General features: G+C 37.4%; 18 protein-coding genes. 9 read left to right on the top strand and 9 right to left on the bottom strand.

Going from position 1 to position 15830, the window contains the following annotated elements; all coding sequences use genetic code 11:
* Positions 1 to 92: 92 nt before the first annotated feature.
* Genes ABDZ63_RS10980 through ABDZ63_RS10960 form a run of 5 tightly spaced genes read left to right on the top strand, consistent with a single transcriptional unit; the run spans position 93 to position 3864 of the window.
* Positions 93 to 740, top strand: coding sequence for a hypothetical protein (locus ABDZ63_RS10980; RefSeq protein WP_146813714.1), 648 nt, complete (start codon positions 93 to 95; stop codon positions 738 to 740).
* Positions 737 to 1480 carry a cytochrome c biogenesis CcdA family protein gene (locus tag ABDZ63_RS10975; RefSeq protein WP_017185798.1) on the top strand — a complete coding sequence of 248 codons (744 nt, stop codon included), beginning with the start codon at positions 737 to 739 and terminating at the stop codon, positions 1478 to 1480. The genes ABDZ63_RS10980 and ABDZ63_RS10975 overlap by 4 nt, the downstream gene beginning before the upstream one ends.
* Before the next feature lie 21 nt (positions 1481 to 1501).
* Complete coding sequence (locus ABDZ63_RS10970; protein ID WP_146813716.1) at positions 1502 to 2077, top strand: peroxiredoxin family protein; 576 nt, start codon at positions 1502 to 1504, stop codon at positions 2075 to 2077.
* Positions 2078 to 2120: 43 nt separating this feature from the next.
* A complete protein-coding gene (locus ABDZ63_RS10965; RefSeq protein WP_146813718.1) occupies positions 2121 to 2813 on the top strand; it encodes a response regulator transcription factor in 693 nt (230 codons plus the stop codon).
* Between the two features lie 31 nt (positions 2814 to 2844).
* Entirely contained in the window at positions 2845 to 3864 is a 1020-nt protein-coding gene (locus ABDZ63_RS10960) for a sensor histidine kinase (RefSeq protein ID WP_343783569.1), read from the top strand.
* 52 nt (positions 3865 to 3916) lie between these two features.
* On the opposite strand, the gene ABDZ63_RS10955 is transcribed toward ABDZ63_RS10960, so the two are convergent.
* From ABDZ63_RS10955 to ABDZ63_RS10925, 7 genes are all read right to left on the bottom strand, one after another.
* Positions 3917 to 4375, bottom strand: a complete 459-nt coding sequence (locus ABDZ63_RS10955; protein ID WP_017187222.1) for a hypothetical protein — start codon at positions 4373 to 4375, stop codon at positions 3917 to 3919.
* 15 nt (positions 4376 to 4390) lie between these two features.
* Complete coding sequence (locus tag ABDZ63_RS10950; RefSeq protein WP_343783568.1) at positions 4391 to 6535, bottom strand: MMPL family transporter; 2145 nt, start codon at positions 6533 to 6535, stop codon at positions 4391 to 4393.
* A gap of 120 nt (positions 6536 to 6655) precedes the next feature.
* Positions 6656 to 7990: a sensor histidine kinase gene (locus tag ABDZ63_RS10945; RefSeq protein ID WP_343783567.1), complete on the bottom strand. Its 1335-nt coding sequence runs from the start codon at positions 7988 to 7990 to the stop codon at positions 6656 to 6658.
* The gene (locus tag ABDZ63_RS10940) at positions 7974 to 8669 is read right to left on the bottom strand and encodes a response regulator transcription factor (protein ID WP_343783566.1); all 696 of its coding nucleotides are present in this window, start codon (positions 8667 to 8669) and stop codon (positions 7974 to 7976) included. The genes ABDZ63_RS10945 and ABDZ63_RS10940 overlap by 17 nt, the downstream gene beginning before the upstream one ends.
* A gap of 351 nt (positions 8670 to 9020) precedes the next feature.
* The gene (locus tag ABDZ63_RS10935) at positions 9021 to 10283 is read right to left on the bottom strand and encodes a YeeE/YedE family protein (RefSeq protein ID WP_343783565.1); all 1263 of its coding nucleotides are present in this window, start codon (positions 10281 to 10283) and stop codon (positions 9021 to 9023) included.
* Between the two features lie 241 nt (positions 10284 to 10524).
* A complete protein-coding gene (locus tag ABDZ63_RS10930) occupies positions 10525 to 11481 on the bottom strand; it encodes an MBL fold metallo-hydrolase (protein ID WP_343783564.1) in 957 nt (318 codons plus the stop codon).
* Positions 11482 to 11708: 227 nt separating this feature from the next.
* Positions 11709 to 12197, bottom strand: a complete 489-nt coding sequence (locus ABDZ63_RS10925) for a GNAT family N-acetyltransferase (protein ID WP_343783563.1) — start codon at positions 12195 to 12197, stop codon at positions 11709 to 11711.
* A 124-nt stretch (positions 12198 to 12321) separates the two neighbouring features.
* Between ABDZ63_RS10925 and ABDZ63_RS10920 the strand changes: the two genes are divergently transcribed.
* Together ABDZ63_RS10920 and ABDZ63_RS10915 are read left to right on the top strand one after the other, a co-directional pair.
* Positions 12322 to 12708 (top strand): rhodanese-like domain-containing protein, encoded by a 387-nt coding sequence (locus tag ABDZ63_RS10920; RefSeq protein WP_343783562.1) that lies wholly within the window; start codon positions 12322 to 12324, stop codon positions 12706 to 12708.
* 146 nt (positions 12709 to 12854) lie between these two features.
* Entirely contained in the window at positions 12855 to 13349 is a 495-nt protein-coding gene (locus tag ABDZ63_RS10915) for a hypothetical protein (protein ID WP_343783561.1), read from the top strand.
* Positions 13350 to 13366: 17 nt separating this feature from the next.
* On the opposite strand, the gene ABDZ63_RS10910 is transcribed toward ABDZ63_RS10915, so the two are convergent.
* Positions 13367 to 13630 (bottom strand): hypothetical protein, encoded by a 264-nt coding sequence (locus ABDZ63_RS10910; RefSeq protein WP_343783560.1) that lies wholly within the window; start codon positions 13628 to 13630, stop codon positions 13367 to 13369.
* A 233-nt stretch (positions 13631 to 13863) separates the two neighbouring features.
* On the opposite strand from ABDZ63_RS10910, the gene ABDZ63_RS10905 reads away from it, so the two are divergent.
* Positions 13864 to 14343, top strand: coding sequence for a hypothetical protein (locus ABDZ63_RS10905; RefSeq protein WP_343783559.1), 480 nt, complete (start codon positions 13864 to 13866; stop codon positions 14341 to 14343).
* An 80-nt stretch (positions 14344 to 14423) separates the two neighbouring features.
* A complete protein-coding gene (locus ABDZ63_RS10900; protein WP_343783558.1) occupies positions 14424 to 15062 on the top strand; it encodes a GDSL-type esterase/lipase family protein in 639 nt (212 codons plus the stop codon).
* Between the two features lie 49 nt (positions 15063 to 15111).
* Here ABDZ63_RS10900 and ABDZ63_RS10895 read toward each other — a convergent pair whose 3' ends face one another.
* Positions 15112 to 15816 (bottom strand): DsbA family oxidoreductase, encoded by a 705-nt coding sequence (locus ABDZ63_RS10895; protein WP_343783557.1) that lies wholly within the window; start codon positions 15814 to 15816, stop codon positions 15112 to 15114.
* Positions 15817 to 15830: the final 14 nt, after the last annotated feature.

Below are 15830 nucleotides of genomic sequence, written 5' to 3'. Positions count from 1 at the left end.
CCTGCACAACTCTATTTGTTGGCAAGAAATATTTAACCTTTCATCAAACTTTCACATTGGAGGTTTAAGCTTAAGTTATAGGAGGGTGAAAATTGACAACGACGACTGCAATGATTCAGATCGCAATCATAATTGTGAGCTTTTTGTTAAGCTTTATTGTTTTTATGTTTATTAGCCCGTTAAATAAACAACTTAAAAAACAATACTTAGATGAAACCGTTTCTTTTATTATAAACATCGTTTTACTTATATGGCTTGGTAAAGTCGTGTTTAATCTTTCATTGATTTTAACTGACCCGATGGCTGTTTTAGCCTACCCGAGCGGGGCAAGAGAATTTTACTTTGGCATAACAGTAGCCGTTATAATTTTTATAGCAAAACATAAGAAAAAGGAAATTCGAATTATACCGTTTTTACACGCCTTTTTAACCATTTTCATATTCGCTTCATTTATTTACGAATTTATGGAACTTATTGTGCAAGGTCATACTTACTCGTTTAACTACTTAACTTTATTATTTATTGTTTTAATTACGTTTGTCATGATGAACTCTTTATCATTTGGGATTTCAAGTGGGGTTACTATTACGTTGTGGAGCTTGGGGCAACTTGCTTTAACAACAGTACAACCCTTTATAACCATTTTCTCTTATATGGTTTCCCCGTGGTTCATTATGATTGTGTTTATGGGCGGAATATCAATATTAATAACTAATATTAAGAAAGTTGGTGCAACATGATTGATGTAGCAGACCTAACAATATGGTTAGCTTTAGGCGCTGGAATGTTGTCGTTCTTATCTCCTTGTACTTTACCTCTTTTTCCAGCCTACCTTTCTTACATTACTGGGGTAAGTGTAAAAGAATTAGAAAACAACAAAGATATGAAAGTAAGGTCTAAATTACTTATTCACTCTGTTTTATTCCTATTCGGTGTATCGTTAATTTTTATCGGTTTAGGTGTTGGTGTATCTTTTATCGGACAATGGATTCAAAGCTTCCTAGCTGGCGAATCAGGTCAGTTTATTCAACGAATCGCTGGTATTTTCATTATCGTGATGGGACTTTTCGTAGGTGGATGGCTCAATATTAAAACGTTTATGAAGGAGAAGCGTTTTAACTTCGCGAGAAAGCCTGCCGGTTACTTAGGTACTGTCTTTGTTGGAATGGGGTTTGCCGCAGGGTGGACGCCATGTATTGGTCCAATTTTTGCAACAATCTTAGTTGCGGCAGCAAGTAACCCATCTCAAGGCGCTTTTTACACCATTTTTTACGTGATCGGTTTCGCTTTACCGTTCCTAATTCTAACGTTCTTTATCGGCAGAACGAGATGGATTGTAAAGTATAGCGGCATGATTATGAAAGTCGGTGGTGTCGTCATGATCATTATGGGGCTTCTTCTATTTACTGGCCAAATGACACGAATCTCGATCTTTTTATTAGAACTAATTGATGATACTTGGTTTTCAAATTTAGGTTAAACGAAAGGTGGAAAATATAATATGAAACGTCTTATTATTTTAGCCATCATTGTATTAATGTTTGGTTGGACGGTGTATGACCTTGTTATAAAAGAGGAAGAAACAAACGAACAAGGTACAGACGGTTTTATGGTAAGTGGTGAACCTGATGGCGGTGACCCCGAGGACCTTGAAGTTGGATTAGACATTGGTAGTACAGCTCCTGACTTTGAGCTTGAAACGTTAGAAGGAGATACTGTAAAACTGTCTGACTTCCGCGGGCAACGTGTTATGATTAATTTTTGGGCTACTTGGTGTCCACCTTGTCGTGCTGAAATGCCTGACATGCAACGTTTCTATGAAAATACAGATATTAAAATTTTAGCAATTGATTTAATTGAAACAGAAAGCTCTAAAGACGATGTGAGAGAGTTTGCTGATGATTTTGAATTAACGTTCCCTATTCTTTTTGATGAAGGCGAAGAAGTGTCAACACTGTATCACGTCTTACCTGTTCCAACGACGTATATGGTTGACTCAAATGGCATCATTCAATATAAAGCATTTGGTGCGATGAACTATGACATGATGATCCAAGAATATGAAAAGATGGATTAGGCTCTATAAATTATTTATAATGAATGGTTAAGAGGTGTTAGCCATGAACCAAACGATTTTAGTCGTTGAAGATGATCAAATGATTCGTCATCTTATTCGAGTTTATTTGGAGAAAGCCAATTATGAAGTCATTGAAGCTTCAGATGGTTTAGAAGCACAAGAGAAGTTTGTTAAGTACCAACCTTGTTTAATTATATTAGATTTAATGTTGCCTAAACTTAGTGGCGAAGATTTTTGCCAGTGGGTTCGTGACTATGAACAAGAAGAAGTTTCAATCATTATTTTATCTGCTAAAACACAAGTTCAAGATAAAGTCCATTTGCTTCGAATAGGTGCGGACGATTATTTAACTAAGCCTTTCGAACCTGAAGAGTTAATTGCTCATGTAGAGGCCGTCTTAAGGAGAACTGGTCGTTATTGTCAGAAGATCACTTATGATGGCCTATGCTTAAAGGTTAGAAAAGGAGAAGTATTACTAAATGGTGAAGAAATCAACTTAACTAAGCATGAATTCCATTTACTTTACTTCTTTATGCAAAACCCGAATACGGTTTTAACACGGGATCAGCTAATCGAGCAGTTGTACCCAGCAAGCGAAAATGTCGTTTATGATCGTACAATTGATGCTCACATAAAAAAGCTACGAGAGAAATTACATGATAAAGATGAACCTAAAAAAATCCAAACAGTAAGAGGAATGGGGTATAAGTTTGTTCCGAAAGAATCCATTTTTTAAAGGGTTATTGTTCAGACTAACTCTATTAAATATGTTGATTATTTCCGTAGCCATTATTTTAAGTAGCTTTGCGATTTATCAAACGGCATGTTTTCTCGTTGAGTCGATTAGTGGAGTAGATTCAAGTACTCAAAGTCGGTTTGAGGCATTATTGTTTGAGTATCTCGTCATTTTTACAATTGTCGCTATTTTAATTGCGGGAATTCTTCACTTTTACTTAACACGAAACTTAATACGCCCGATTAGACAATTAATTCAATCAACAAAAGAGTTGAAATCTGGACAAAACCCTAGTTTAGTTCAGTATGATTCAAACAATGAAGTTGGTGAATTAATTGAGCATTATAATGGACTGATTGATCAATTGAAACAACAAGACGAAGTGAGAAATAAGATGATTGCTGATTTATCACATGAATTACGCACGCCTGTTTCTAACCTAAATGGGTATTTGTATGCGATGAAATCTAGGGTTATCGAAGCAAGCGAAGAGACGTTACAAGCTTTACATTTAGAATCACAACGTTTAAAACAATTAATTGAACAAGTTGATCAGTTGAAAGAGTTAGACTATATTTCAGCCCAACAATTTATCAATCATACAGTACAAGACGTATCTGATGTGATTAAACAAAGTGTCTCTGTTTTTGAGTGGAGCTTTTCACAAGCTAGTATCCCTGTTCAAGTTGATGTTGAAGCTTGTATGGCTAAGTTCAATCAAGAAGGTATTCAACAAGTAATCAACAACTTATTAGATAATGCTTTAAGGTACCATGAGGGGGATCAGCCCGTTTTAGTTAGAGGATACAAAAATGATGGGAATTATTATGCTTCTGTTACAACGAGCGGCAAACCAATTCCAACTGATGAACAAGACAAGATTTTTGAACGATTTTACCGAGTCGATCACTCTCGTTCTAGAGAATCTGGCGGAAGTGGCCTCGGGTTATCTATTGCTAAAGAAATCATCGAAAAACATGACGGGACAATAGGTGTGAAAAGTTATAATCATTCAAATGAATTTTGGTTTGTAATTCCTATTAGAAGTTAACCCCAACTCGAGTTTAGAGTCGGGGTTTTTGTTTTTACTAGTTCTCATTCAGCTAAGCTAACCTCATCGCAACAATGACGACAACGACAATTGAAAGGATTGTTGAAATAAATAAGAAGTTCGTATACATTTTAGTAATCGCTGTTAAAGACTTATCTTTTTTTAGTTCAATGCCTTGTAGCTTCTTTTTAAGCTTCTTACTATACAGGGACACGACGATTACAGTTAGTAAAATAGCAACGCCACCGATTTCTTCCATCAACTTCAAGTACAGCGGCAACGTATCGCGGTTAAACTGTAAGATCATATACACACCTGTTAACATGACAACAATACCACTTGGTAGCACAACCCAATTAATCATGCGACGCAACTTCTCTATTACGAGCGAATGTTTCTTTAACTCTTCTTCAGATTTTGCCAATGACCTTAATAAAAGGCCGACAACAATAAATGCTCCAATCCATAATGCGACACCAACTATGTGTAAACTATACGATAATTCATACATGTTATAACACTCCCTTTATCTTTTTAAAATTGTCGCAATTGCTGGCACTAACATACCGCGTACTAAAAAGGCGTCTACTAAAATACCTAAACTCACGATGAAACCGAACATAAACAATTCTAAAATAGGCTGAGTCATTAATACGCCGAACGTCCCTGCAAGAATGATCCCTGCAGATGATATAACTCCTCCTGTTAAAGCAACTCCGCGCCTAACCGCTTCTTTCATTTCATACTCTTGGCGCTCTTCTCTTATGCGAGACATTAACATAATGTTGTAGTCAACGCCGAGTGCGACTAAAAAGACGAAAGCATAAAGCGGAATACGGTAACTCATACCTTCATAGCCGAGGAAGTTATCAAAGATAAACCAACTAATTCCTAAAGCTGAGAAATAAGAGATTAAAATTGTTGTCATCATATAAATCGGTGCGACAACCGAACGCAATTGCCACATTAGCATCGCTAAAATAACTAGCGTAACAATGGCGACAACGACAGCTGTATCTCGTTCATTATAAGCACGAATCTCACTTTGTTGTGCTGACTCTCCTGCAAAATATATCCCCGAAAAGCTAGTACCTTCAATGATTTTGTTATGTTCATTTATTAAATACTCGAGTGTGTCTAAAGATTCATGGTCATATGGATTTTGTGCTAACAATGCTTCAAGTTTCACAACCGTTTCATCTTCTGATATCGAGAACGTTTCTCCTTGAAGATCACCTTCTTTAAAAACATCATGAGATGGTAATGTCGTTTCACTTACCCCTTCATAATCCACAATGGCTGTATTAATTTCATTCAGCTCTTGCAGTTGTTCTTCAGAAAAAACGATCTCCTCTTCACTTTCTAAAACGATGACGACTGGGGCTAACTCACCAGGTGGAAACTGTTCTTCTAACTTTTCATAACCAACTCGCGAATCCATTTCTTCCGGGAAAGAGTTTAATAGATTAAATGAATAATTGATATTCATTACATTTAGTCCGTTTACTATTAAGAATACTAATACAATCCCAGCTGCAACAAATGGCTTCTTCGTCACCCAGTTCCCCATTTTACTCCAGAAGCGATTTTTCTCTAACGTATCTTCTCCTACTTTAGGCTTGTCAGGCCAAAACGCTCTTCGTCCAAACGCTGTGAACAAGGCTGGAACTAAGGTTAAACCTGCAATTAGTACAATGGCAATGGTAATTGAGAAAACAGGCGCAAAGTTTTGATAAGGTCCATAGACCGCTAAAAACAGTACAAGCATCGCTGCTAAAACCGTTCCACCACTGAAGAAAATCGGCCTAGCGACACCTGTTACAGCTCGAACCATTGCTTCATGTTTACTCTCAACTTGCCGTAACTCTTCTTTGAACCGTGAGAAAATAAATAAACTATAGTCTACAGTTGCACCGAAAAGTAAAATTGACACAATGGATAACGATTGAGTCTCAATATAAAACACGTCATTCGCAGCAAAAAGTCCTAACACTCGGTCTACCGTTTGATAAACAAATAAGGCTGCCAACAACGGAATTAAAGCAAGAAGGGGCGATCGATAAATAATAATTAGTAAAACTAATACTAAGCCAATCGTCGAAAACAGTAACACTAAATTAGCATTAGAAAAGATCGTAATCGTATCAGATGCAATTCCTGCAGGCCCTGTCACATTTACTTCTGCATTTAAGACTGTTTCACTTGCCTCACTATGAAGTTGCTCGACTTTCGCATTAATTTCATCCATTTCAAGCCCGTCTGGTAACGTAACAGGTAAAACTAACGTCGATTGATCATCCGAAACGAATTCTTCTTTTACATCCTCAGGGAAGAAGTGAAATGGAACAGACGATAACAAAGAATCTTCTTCAACCTGCTCCCACAATGACTCACTTAACTCACCAACTGATTCAAATGCATCTTCACTCCACTCAGAATCATGTTCTAAAACGAGTAAAGCAAGTAAACCACTTTCATCTGGAAAGTGTTCTTCGACTTTTTCAGATGCCACAACTGAATGAGCATCTGCCGGAAGATCAAACTCCCCCGTATTAATCGTATGTTGCTGGGCAGATGGTGCTGCGCTTAAAGCTCCAACTACTAAAATCCAAATAATAATGACAGCCCACATACGCTTTCTCGTTTTAATTAAACTCGATAACTTCTCCATTGGTCGACCCCTTTTCTTCTAGCAATCTATAAAAATAATAACAAGCCTATATGAACAGAACATGAACAACAGATTAAACATAAATAAACGACTGTAAAAATACAGTCGCTTATTGTCGAGTTATTTATTTGGTAAAGTAATTGAAAAGGTTGCTCCCTTACCTTGTTGCGATGTAACATCGACCTTTGCATCGTGAAGGTCTGCAATAGATTGGACGATTGATAAACCTATTCCTGTACCGACTTTTGATGATCTCGATGTATCAGATTTGTAAAACCTTTCAAATATCATTTTCAAATCTTCTTGCTTAATTCCTTCTCCTTCATCCGTAACAGAAATCGCGACACCATTTTCAATGATCTTAGTTTGTATTGTGATTGTTGTATTACGCTTTGAAAATTGAATCGCATTTTGTATTAAATTAACTAACAATTGATCTATTCGATCTTTATCAGCGTTAATTTCAACTTCTTCTAAACTAAGGTCAACCTCAAGCTCTTTCTCATTGAACTGTGGCTCCATTCTCGCAACGATTTGGCGGACTTGTTCTGAAATATTATATCTTGATTTATGAATGTTTACAGTACCGGATTGGAGTTGTGTCATATCTAATAGGTCATTAACTAACTTGATCAGTCGCTCTGTTTCATCCTTCATAATGTGGTAATAATGCGTTCGCTTATCATTTGGGATTGTGTCATCCAGTAAGGCGACAAGAAACCCTTTAATCGAAGTTAATGGTGAACGTAAATCGTGAGAAACATTGGCGATAAAATCACGACGCATATCTTCAAGGCTTTCAAGCTCTTCTGCCATATAGTTAAACGTTTCACCAAGTTGCGCAATTTCATCGTTTGATTTCGGTTTTGCCTTTTTAGAAAAGTCACCTTCTGCTAATTTTAATGCGACGTCATTTAGTTCTTTTAAAGGAGCTGTAATCTTTCTAGAAATTGCCCAAACGATAACTGTCATAATCATTAACGTAATGATAAAAGGCGTCAACAGCATTACAGCTAATTGAGTGTACTCGTGGTTTAAGTCATAAAACGCCATCAACATAACATCATCATCTTGAAACGGTGCTGCCACGACATGGACAAGCTCACCATCTTCTAACCACATACTGTCATGTGTGATTTCACCTGATTGTGCTTCTGTAAGCAGCCCTTCATTCCAATAAAAAGGCTCACAACTTGTACAATCACTATAAATTAACACTTCACTTTTACTTTGGGTTAACATTTCCTCAGCTAGCCGTTCATCTTCAACAGGCCACTGTTGTTCTAGATGCTCGTGGTGATAAGAAAACTCCTCTTCAAACTGATCATAAAGCTGCAGATGAAATAGAAAAATAAACACCCCAGCAAATAAAACGAAAGAAGCTAACATAATCCCCGCATAGCTTAAAAACAGTTTAATAAATATTTTGCCACGCAACTTACGAATGTACTTCAAACTTATACCCTACCCCTCTAACTGTTTTTAACGCCCAGGTTGCTTCGTTGTTAGTCGATATTTTCTCACGCAAACGTTTAATATGAACATCAACTGTTCTCGGATCGCCGTCAAAATCGAACCCCCAAATATGGTCAAGCAATTGCTGGCGGGTAAACACTTGGTTTTGATGAGACGCTAAATAGTACAATAGCTCGAGTTCCTTCGGTGGCAGTGTAATCGGCTCACCTTCTACTTTTACAATATATTCATTAAGATCAATTGAAAGGTTAGTAAACTCAAGTACTTCATACTGTTGGTCATATTGATGTGAACGTCTTAAAATGGCTTTAATTCGAGCTATTAATTCGTTAGGATCAAACGGTTTTACAACATAATCGTCAGCCCCGAGCTCCAAACCTTTAATTCGATCATAGCTTTCCCCTTTACCTGTAAGCATTAAAATCGGTATTTGCTTTTGGTCGTGACGTACTTCACGGCACACTTCCCACCCATCTAAATCAGGAAGCATAATATCTAACACAATAAAGTCGGGTTGCTCATCATAGTAAGCTGCTAACCCTGATTCACCATCATAACGAGCGATGACATCATGTCCCCATTTATTTATATATAATTTAATTAAATCACTAATGTGCGGATCATCTTCTACGACTAGAAACTTCAGCTGCTTTTTCATGCTTTAAGTCCCCTTTCTCCCTTTCCATTATACAGAAGAAATATGAACAGAGTATGAATGACGGTTGGTGGATTATTACCGAATGAGTGGGGATTATTACCGAATAGGACGATTTATTACCGAATAGGACAATTTATTACCGAATGAGTGGAGATTATTACCGAATAGGTGTACTTTATTACCGAATAAGCAGAAACTTTGTCGAATCTTGTATTCTATGAGCCAATATTTTACTTCTATGAGCTATTTTCTGTATTCTATGAGCCATTTTTCAAATTCTATGAGCTATTCCACAATTTCTATGAGCTATTCACATGAAAAAACCCTCATACGACTGTATGAGGGTTACATCTAACAGAATGAATCTTTTGATTTTGGTACGGATAAGCCAAAGAGCGGCCTTAAATATAAGGCGAGGAAGGTTCCACCTAAGGCTAGAATTCCCCAAATGTATCCGTGTAGGCTGAATGATGCGATCCCGCCGAAGTAAGCACCGATATTACAACCGAATGCTAGACGTGCACCATAACCCATTAGTAAACCACCAATAATGGATGCTGCTACATTACCTTTCGTTAATCTCGTAAACTTAAATAATCCACCTGCAGCTGATGCGATGAACGCACCAATAATAACACCGAAGTTCAGTACAGTTGTTGAATCTGTTAGAATTGAAGCTTCTAATGCGGCTGCACTTTCACCTTGCCAATAACCCCAGCTTGCAACATCAAAGCCGATCACGTCTGCTACTTTAGAGCCCCATAGCGCAAATGCTGAAGTTACTCCCCAAGGTTCACCACGCGTCATTAGAGTTAGAGCGTTTAACCCTGCTAACACAATAGCAGCTGCAAATAATGGCCAAGAGCCACGGAAGATTCTTTTCCATCCTTGTTCAGATGGTACTGGTGCCATTTTAGGTGCTTTTCTTTTTCTTTCAATGACTAATGTAATCCAAGCAATTAGACCAAACAAAGCAATTGAAATCATCCATGCTCCACCATAACCAAATCCTGTCGTTTCAGCTAATGATACAGGTTGGTATGCTGGCATTTCTTCTGTCCAGAATGGTAAATGATAAGCTCCAACCGTTGCACCAACAATGAAAAAGATCAATGTCACAAACATCACCGTACGACCGCCACCAACAGCGTATAACGTACCTGATGCACAGCCTCCACCTAATTGCATACCAATCCCGAACATAAAAGCACCAACTACTAAACTAATACCAATTGGAGCCACGTATCCAGATACACCTGTATCAAAAAACGAGATTCCAAATGCTAGTATTGGCGCAAAAAGGGTTACAGCAACAGCGAGCATGAGCATATGCGACCTCACCGCCTGCCCATTTCCGACTGATGCTAATCGACGGAATGCCGATGTGAAACCGAATCTAGCATGAAATAACGTATATCCTAAAAGAAGACCAATGATGAGCAGCAACGCCTGAACGCCATCATAAGATGTCATTAAATGAATCATTAAAACAGCAGTTACAGCTAAAGCACCAATGATCAACTTTGTTTGAGGTTTATTTAAACCAGTATCGCTCTTCTCAACAGATACCGGGTCTTTAACTTCATTAACCGGTTGTTCTACCTTAGTTGTCATGTTAATTCTCCTTTTCTGATAAACTTACTCGGAAATAATCCATGTATATTACTATATTCGCTATCACCTATTTCGTCAATCCCTTTATTCCACTTTTCCTTAAGGGGCTAATACATGTGGTAATAAGTGATCTTGAAAATAAAAAAAGCCGGCTGATAATTCAAGCCGACTTATAAAACTTATATTCACTTATTTAATAGGGCTACCACCGATTAAAAGCCTTTTACATAGTTAAACTCAATTACCTCTTAGTCTTGGCAATATAATCAACAATACCTAATCCACAAACATCAGCGTCCAGCTTAATAAACTGATATACCTTATGATCTTTTGGAACATTCAGGCTGTCTAAATGCTGAGCTATTAAATCAAAAAGTGCTTTTTGAACTGCTTCTGTCTGATCATCAAGGTTTGCTCCTTGATGGCTTTCTAAAGCCGCTTCACTTACCTCAAGAAAACGTGGTAACCACTCACGAATCTGTGCATAGACACGTTTAGGGTTTCTCGATTGGCCATAATGACCGAAATTAATCGCATCAACCTCAAGACTTTCAACGCGACCCAATGAATCTAGCATTATATCAGGGTCAAACTGGTTAGGTGAAGTTGACGGTAACACGAATTCCACATCAAACTCTAATAAATCAGGGTAATACACGCCAATTGTATCACCTGTAAAGATACTATTGCTTTTCGAATCATGAATGGAAAAATGATGCTTCGCATGACCTGGCGTATCGTAAAACGTTAAAGTGCGGTCGCCTAGGTTCAACTGACTACTATCATCTTGTTCTTGCAATCTTCCTTCTGGTACTGGGACAATGGGGTCAAATAATTCATCAAACTTCTCTCCATAAACTGCCTTAGCACCTTTAATAAGCTTTGATGGGTCCTTTAAATGCTGCTTGCCACGTGGATGTACATAAACAGTCGCATTAGGGCATTTCTCTAATAATAGTCCTACGCCACCAGCATGATCTAAATGGATATGCGTGACTATAATATGCTTAACGTCTTCAAGATTTAAGCCTAAATCATCTAGCCCTTTTAATAAATAAGGAACGGATGGACTGGCACTTGTCTCAACAATCGTCAATTCATCCCCTTCAATAACGTAAGCTCCCGTTCTTTTAGGTAACTCTAAATCATACAAATCGATTAATGAAATGCCATGACCTAAATCAACTGCCTTAGCCATAATACTCCCTCTTTCTTTTAATCTAGTTATGTCTTTATTTCGACTGGTTCATGACAATTCCCTGCTAAATCATCAATTTCCATATCATTTTAAGTTGATTTATGTAATCCTAGAAATAGATTAAAAAAGGAGGGCTTTCACTTGTTAGACTTTTTATTAGGCAATATGTTTTTAGTGTTTTGGATTGTTTTTTTCGTGATCATTTTCATCATTTTCCTTAAAAAAGGTTAGATCTGACCAATCATTCGAATAACCTTACCATCTACTTCAAGCCCTGATTCTTCCATACCTAACTTACGGTAAAAGGCTCTAGCTTGCTTATTAGTTGGTGATACACGTAAGTGGAATTCAGATACACCATGCTTCTTAAAGAAGCTTTCAGCATATTCTTGTAACTTCTCACCCAACCCTTTCCCACGTTTACTTGGTATGAGGTAGTATAAATGAACATACCCAATTTGGCGACCGTTATAATAACGAACCGACAACTCCAATTGACCGATTACCTCATCCTCATATTCCACTAAGACAAACCCAGCTGGGAACTTTTCCACTTTTTCATTTAAAAAGCTGAGGTATTCATCTAGATCTAAATTATGATCAGTCCCAAAACTCACCCTATAAGAATCACGCCGAAAGCGAATCACAATATCCCGATGTTTGTCTGGTTTAATAGGGATAAAATTAAGCTCAACACCATTCTGACTCTTATTCACCAAAGATTCCCCCTCATCTTAATCAATTTGTGTACATATTTATCTCATTATATCCTATGCTAAATAATGGGCACTTCCCCAATTATTTCTTTAAGATTAAAATAACATATTAAGGAGGATTTTAATGAAGAAATTAACTATTTTGATGGTTTTAGTTACGATTACGTTACTAATGGCTTGTAACGATACAAACGTTATGGCTGATTTTCAGACGATTGAGATTGATGAAGTATTAACTAAACAAGAAGAAGGTTTTACAATCGTCGATGTACGTGAAACTAATGATTATGAGAAAGGCCATATTGAAGGTGCTATTAATAAGCCTATTTCTGAAATTCAAGAGAGCAAATTTTCACCACTTGTTAAAGGTGAGCCTTATATTATAATTTGTGAAACAGGTAATCGCTCTCATGAAGCTAGCGAGATTCTTTCTAATGAAGGTTATGATGTGATTAACGTTTCAGAGGGGATGAGTAGCTGGGACGGGGAAGTTGTTGAATCAAGTAACTAAGCTAACAGAAGCTTTTAAAACGCAATTTTTAAACCCATTCTCCTCTCAAATTACTCATTTGCCTATTTTAAACAAAAATAGACTTAAAATTCCATATATTCATGGTATAATTGTCCCATATATTAATGTGCTTATAGGGGGAAAACATGAAACCATTAAATTTAAGGCCAGCATCAAATTCAGACTTAAATGTGATTGACCAGTTATGCCAATTGAGCTGGCATAATCAAAAACAGTGGGTTGGTTATCCAAGGGTTCAACATTTGGAAGAATTGCAGGGGGTAGTTAATGAGTTCGACAACCAATTTCATCACTGTATTATGGTGATTGAACTCGAGGGGCAAATCGTTGGGTTTACAGGGCTTCTTTATAAAGAGGGGGATCATGAAGCTCACATAGTCGGTCCGGTATTACTTGAGAAATACCATACAATAGCCTTTTATAAAATTGTTATTGAAGAAGTGGTATCAAAATGCTTAAACACATTTGAAACAGTCCATATAGAAGTTGCATTGATAAACAAAATACTATTAAAAGCTATTGATGAAAATAAGTGGACAACCGCAACGATCTCACCCTCTAATATGTCTATTGAAACTCAAACATTTTCATTAAACCTAGAACGCGCGCTGACTTTATAAAATCAACGCGCGTTCTTTTATTCTTCTCCATCACCTTCAGAGTCTTCTTCAGTTTCTTCATCCCCAGATTCTTCGTCCACATCTATCTCAATATTTAAATCCTCATCATCTTGTTCGTCATTCTGCTCACCATCTCCACCGAATAACGGAAATATAAAATAAACAATAAACATTAAAACAAGTACAGTAATAATAATTGCTGTTATTGATTTAATAGCTGCCTGACCTGTACGACCTGGTTCTTCTAAGCGTTCAATATTTTCCTTTTTCTCATCTACCATTTTAAAGCCTCCTAATTTGTAGGATTTAGTAATGATGTACCCGTGAGAAGTGAATAGTAAACAAGCGTCTAAGTTTCAGGATTTCAAAACGAGTTGATACACCCCTTATATGAGCTCTAGAGTTCGATTAGTTTTGCCTTTAATATATAACGCCCTATTCTCTTGTCCAAGACTTGTCACGTTTGCCTACAGACTGAATATGTTAGGGGTGAAGACTTTAAGGAGGTTGACAAATGGATAAAGGTTATAAACAACAACCACACATGATGCAGCCAATGGGGCATCATCAACATCAACACGGTCAGCAAAACTGGGGACATCAACATCAACACCCTCAACACCACTATGGGCATCAAGGCCATATGCACCAACAAAAAATGGATCCTAAACAGCACTTAAAAGGCATGTATGATACATGTGACAGACACCGCATGCACATGGTTCAAGTACAGTCTCATGATGGGCAGATCTATGATGGGATTATTGATGATGTTGGTGAAGATGGCGTCACGTTAATTATGCCATGGGGCGACGATGATTATGGATACGATCAAATGGATGAACGTTTCGGCCCAGGTGGCGGATTTGGTCATGGTGGCGGATTTGGCCATGGATATGGTCCAGGTCGATATCCAAGAAGATTCCGTCGATTTAGAAGGCACCGCTTCCCATTCAGTGGTTTATCACGAATTTTCTTCCCATTCTTTTTTTAAGACCGTTGAACTCACCCATACCTTTAAGCCGTCTTCTTCATTATATGTAGGAGATGGCTTATGAAGGGTGGGTTATTTTAATGGAAGATGAATTGTTTTACCGCGCTATAGGAGATTCACTTACAGCTGGTGTTGGAAGTTACTTCAGCAAAGGATTTGTCAGTCGCTACGGGCAAATGACTGTCGAATATTTAAACAGACCGGTACGCACCGAAGTATTCGCTCAAAATCGTATGACTAGCGGTCAACTAAGAGCAATGATTCACGACCAACACGTTCGCTCTCGTCTAATTAACTCTAATATGGTTACCATTACAATTGGTGGTAATGATTTAATCCAAGCCAACCGCATGTTTCTAAGAACATATAATCCTGTTGTTTTCGAACATGCAGAGCAACAACTATATAAAAATTTATTATACACCTTATATGAAATCCAAATTTTAAAATGGTTATACCCTACCCCTTATTTCATTCGATTAGTCGGATTGTATAACCCCTACCCACAATTAGGTTACAGTCAATTTTGGGTTAACCGCTTCAATGATGTCCTCCGCTCTCTACAAACCGATCACATCCGTTATGTTGATATTCTCCCACAATTCACAGATGGGGGGAGAAATTTATTAGCTTTTGGTAGTATCCACCCCAATAGAATTGGCTACAACTTAATTGCCCAACAACTTATGAATTCAGGATACCATCCCCTTACACCGTAAAAACACGCCAATGGTCAACAACGATAACCATTGGCGTGAACTATTTAGATTAACATGAATCTCCATCACAGTATTCTGTTTTCGTTTGATTGTTTAACATTTGTACTTGTGGTTTATTTTGCTCTTCTTTGTGTACTTTATTTAACACTTCTAGAAATGATTCGACTGGTTGAGCCCCTGAGACAGCATATTTCTCATTAAAAACAAAAAAAGGTACTCCTTGAACTCCGATTTGTGCTGCTTCTTGTTGGTCACGTCTAACATTGGATAAATAAGCTTTTGAATTTAAAACATTTTGTACCTCATCAAAATCAAGCCCAACTTGACTAGCTCGCTCAACTAAAACATCAAAGTCACTGACATCTTGCCCTTCTGTAAAATAAGCCTTCATGAGTACTTCCATTAACTCATAAAGCTTACCTTCCTGCTTAGCAAACTGACTTAAACGATGACAATCTTGTGTGTTAGTCGGAATGATCGAATCAACATCAAAGTCTAGACCAATTTCTTTTGCTTGGTTAGCCATTTGTTGATTCATCTCTTGTGCTTTTTCATAGGGAACTTGATATTTCTGAGCTAGCATACTATGAATATCATCGTACTGTCCTTTTTTAACTGTTGGGTCGAGTTGGTAGCTTTTAAACAAGACTTCCACTTCATCACTTTGTTCAAACTGGTCTAAAGCTTTTTCAAAACGACGTTTACCTATATAACAAAACGGACAAACAACATCCGACCAAATTTCAACTTTCATGGTTGTAACCTCCA

This window comes from Alkalibacillus silvisoli (assembly GCF_039521975.1).
Lineage (GTDB): Bacteria > Bacillota > Bacilli > Bacillales > Alkalibacillaceae > Alkalibacillus > Alkalibacillus silvisoli.
Note: the sequence above shows the minus strand (reverse complement) of the source record. Positions and strands in the feature narration are given on the sequence as shown.

Excerpts from the sequence above, each read along its gene's own strand:
- ABDZ63_RS10975 (WP_017185798.1), top strand. The coding sequence starts at position 737 with ATGATTGATGTAGCAGACCTAACAATATGGTTAGCTTTAGGCGCTGGA.
- ABDZ63_RS10970 (WP_146813716.1), top strand. The coding sequence starts at position 1,502 with ATGAAACGTCTTATTATTTTAGCCATCATTGTATTAATGTTTGGTTGG.
- ABDZ63_RS10965 (WP_146813718.1), top strand. The coding sequence starts at position 2,121 with ATGAACCAAACGATTTTAGTCGTTGAAGATGATCAAATGATTCGTCAT.
- ABDZ63_RS10960 (WP_343783569.1), top strand. The coding sequence starts at position 2,845 with ATGTTGATTATTTCCGTAGCCATTATTTTAAGTAGCTTTGCGATTTAT.
- ABDZ63_RS10955 (WP_017187222.1), bottom strand. The coding sequence starts at position 4,375 with ATGTATGAATTATCGTATAGTTTACACATAGTTGGTGTCGCATTATGG.
- ABDZ63_RS10950 (WP_343783568.1), bottom strand. The coding sequence starts at position 6,535 with ATGGAGAAGTTATCGAGTTTAATTAAAACGAGAAAGCGTATGTGGGCT.
- ABDZ63_RS10940 (WP_343783566.1), bottom strand. The coding sequence starts at position 8,669 with ATGAAAAAGCAGCTGAAGTTTCTAGTCGTAGAAGATGATCCGCACATT.
- ABDZ63_RS10935 (WP_343783565.1), bottom strand. The coding sequence starts at position 10,283 with ATGACAACTAAGGTAGAACAACCGGTTAATGAAGTTAAAGACCCGGTA.
- ABDZ63_RS10930 (WP_343783564.1), bottom strand. The coding sequence starts at position 11,481 with ATGGCTAAGGCAGTTGATTTAGGTCATGGCATTTCATTAATCGATTTG.
- ABDZ63_RS10920 (WP_343783562.1), top strand. The coding sequence starts at position 12,322 with ATGAAGAAATTAACTATTTTGATGGTTTTAGTTACGATTACGTTACTA.
- ABDZ63_RS10915 (WP_343783561.1), top strand. The coding sequence starts at position 12,855 with ATGAAACCATTAAATTTAAGGCCAGCATCAAATTCAGACTTAAATGTG.
- ABDZ63_RS10910 (WP_343783560.1), bottom strand. The coding sequence starts at position 13,630 with ATGGTAGATGAGAAAAAGGAAAATATTGAACGCTTAGAAGAACCAGGT.
- ABDZ63_RS10905 (WP_343783559.1), top strand. The coding sequence starts at position 13,864 with ATGGATAAAGGTTATAAACAACAACCACACATGATGCAGCCAATGGGG.
- ABDZ63_RS10900 (WP_343783558.1), top strand. The coding sequence starts at position 14,424 with ATGGAAGATGAATTGTTTTACCGCGCTATAGGAGATTCACTTACAGCT.
- ABDZ63_RS10895 (WP_343783557.1), bottom strand. The coding sequence starts at position 15,816 with ATGAAAGTTGAAATTTGGTCGGATGTTGTTTGTCCGTTTTGTTATATA.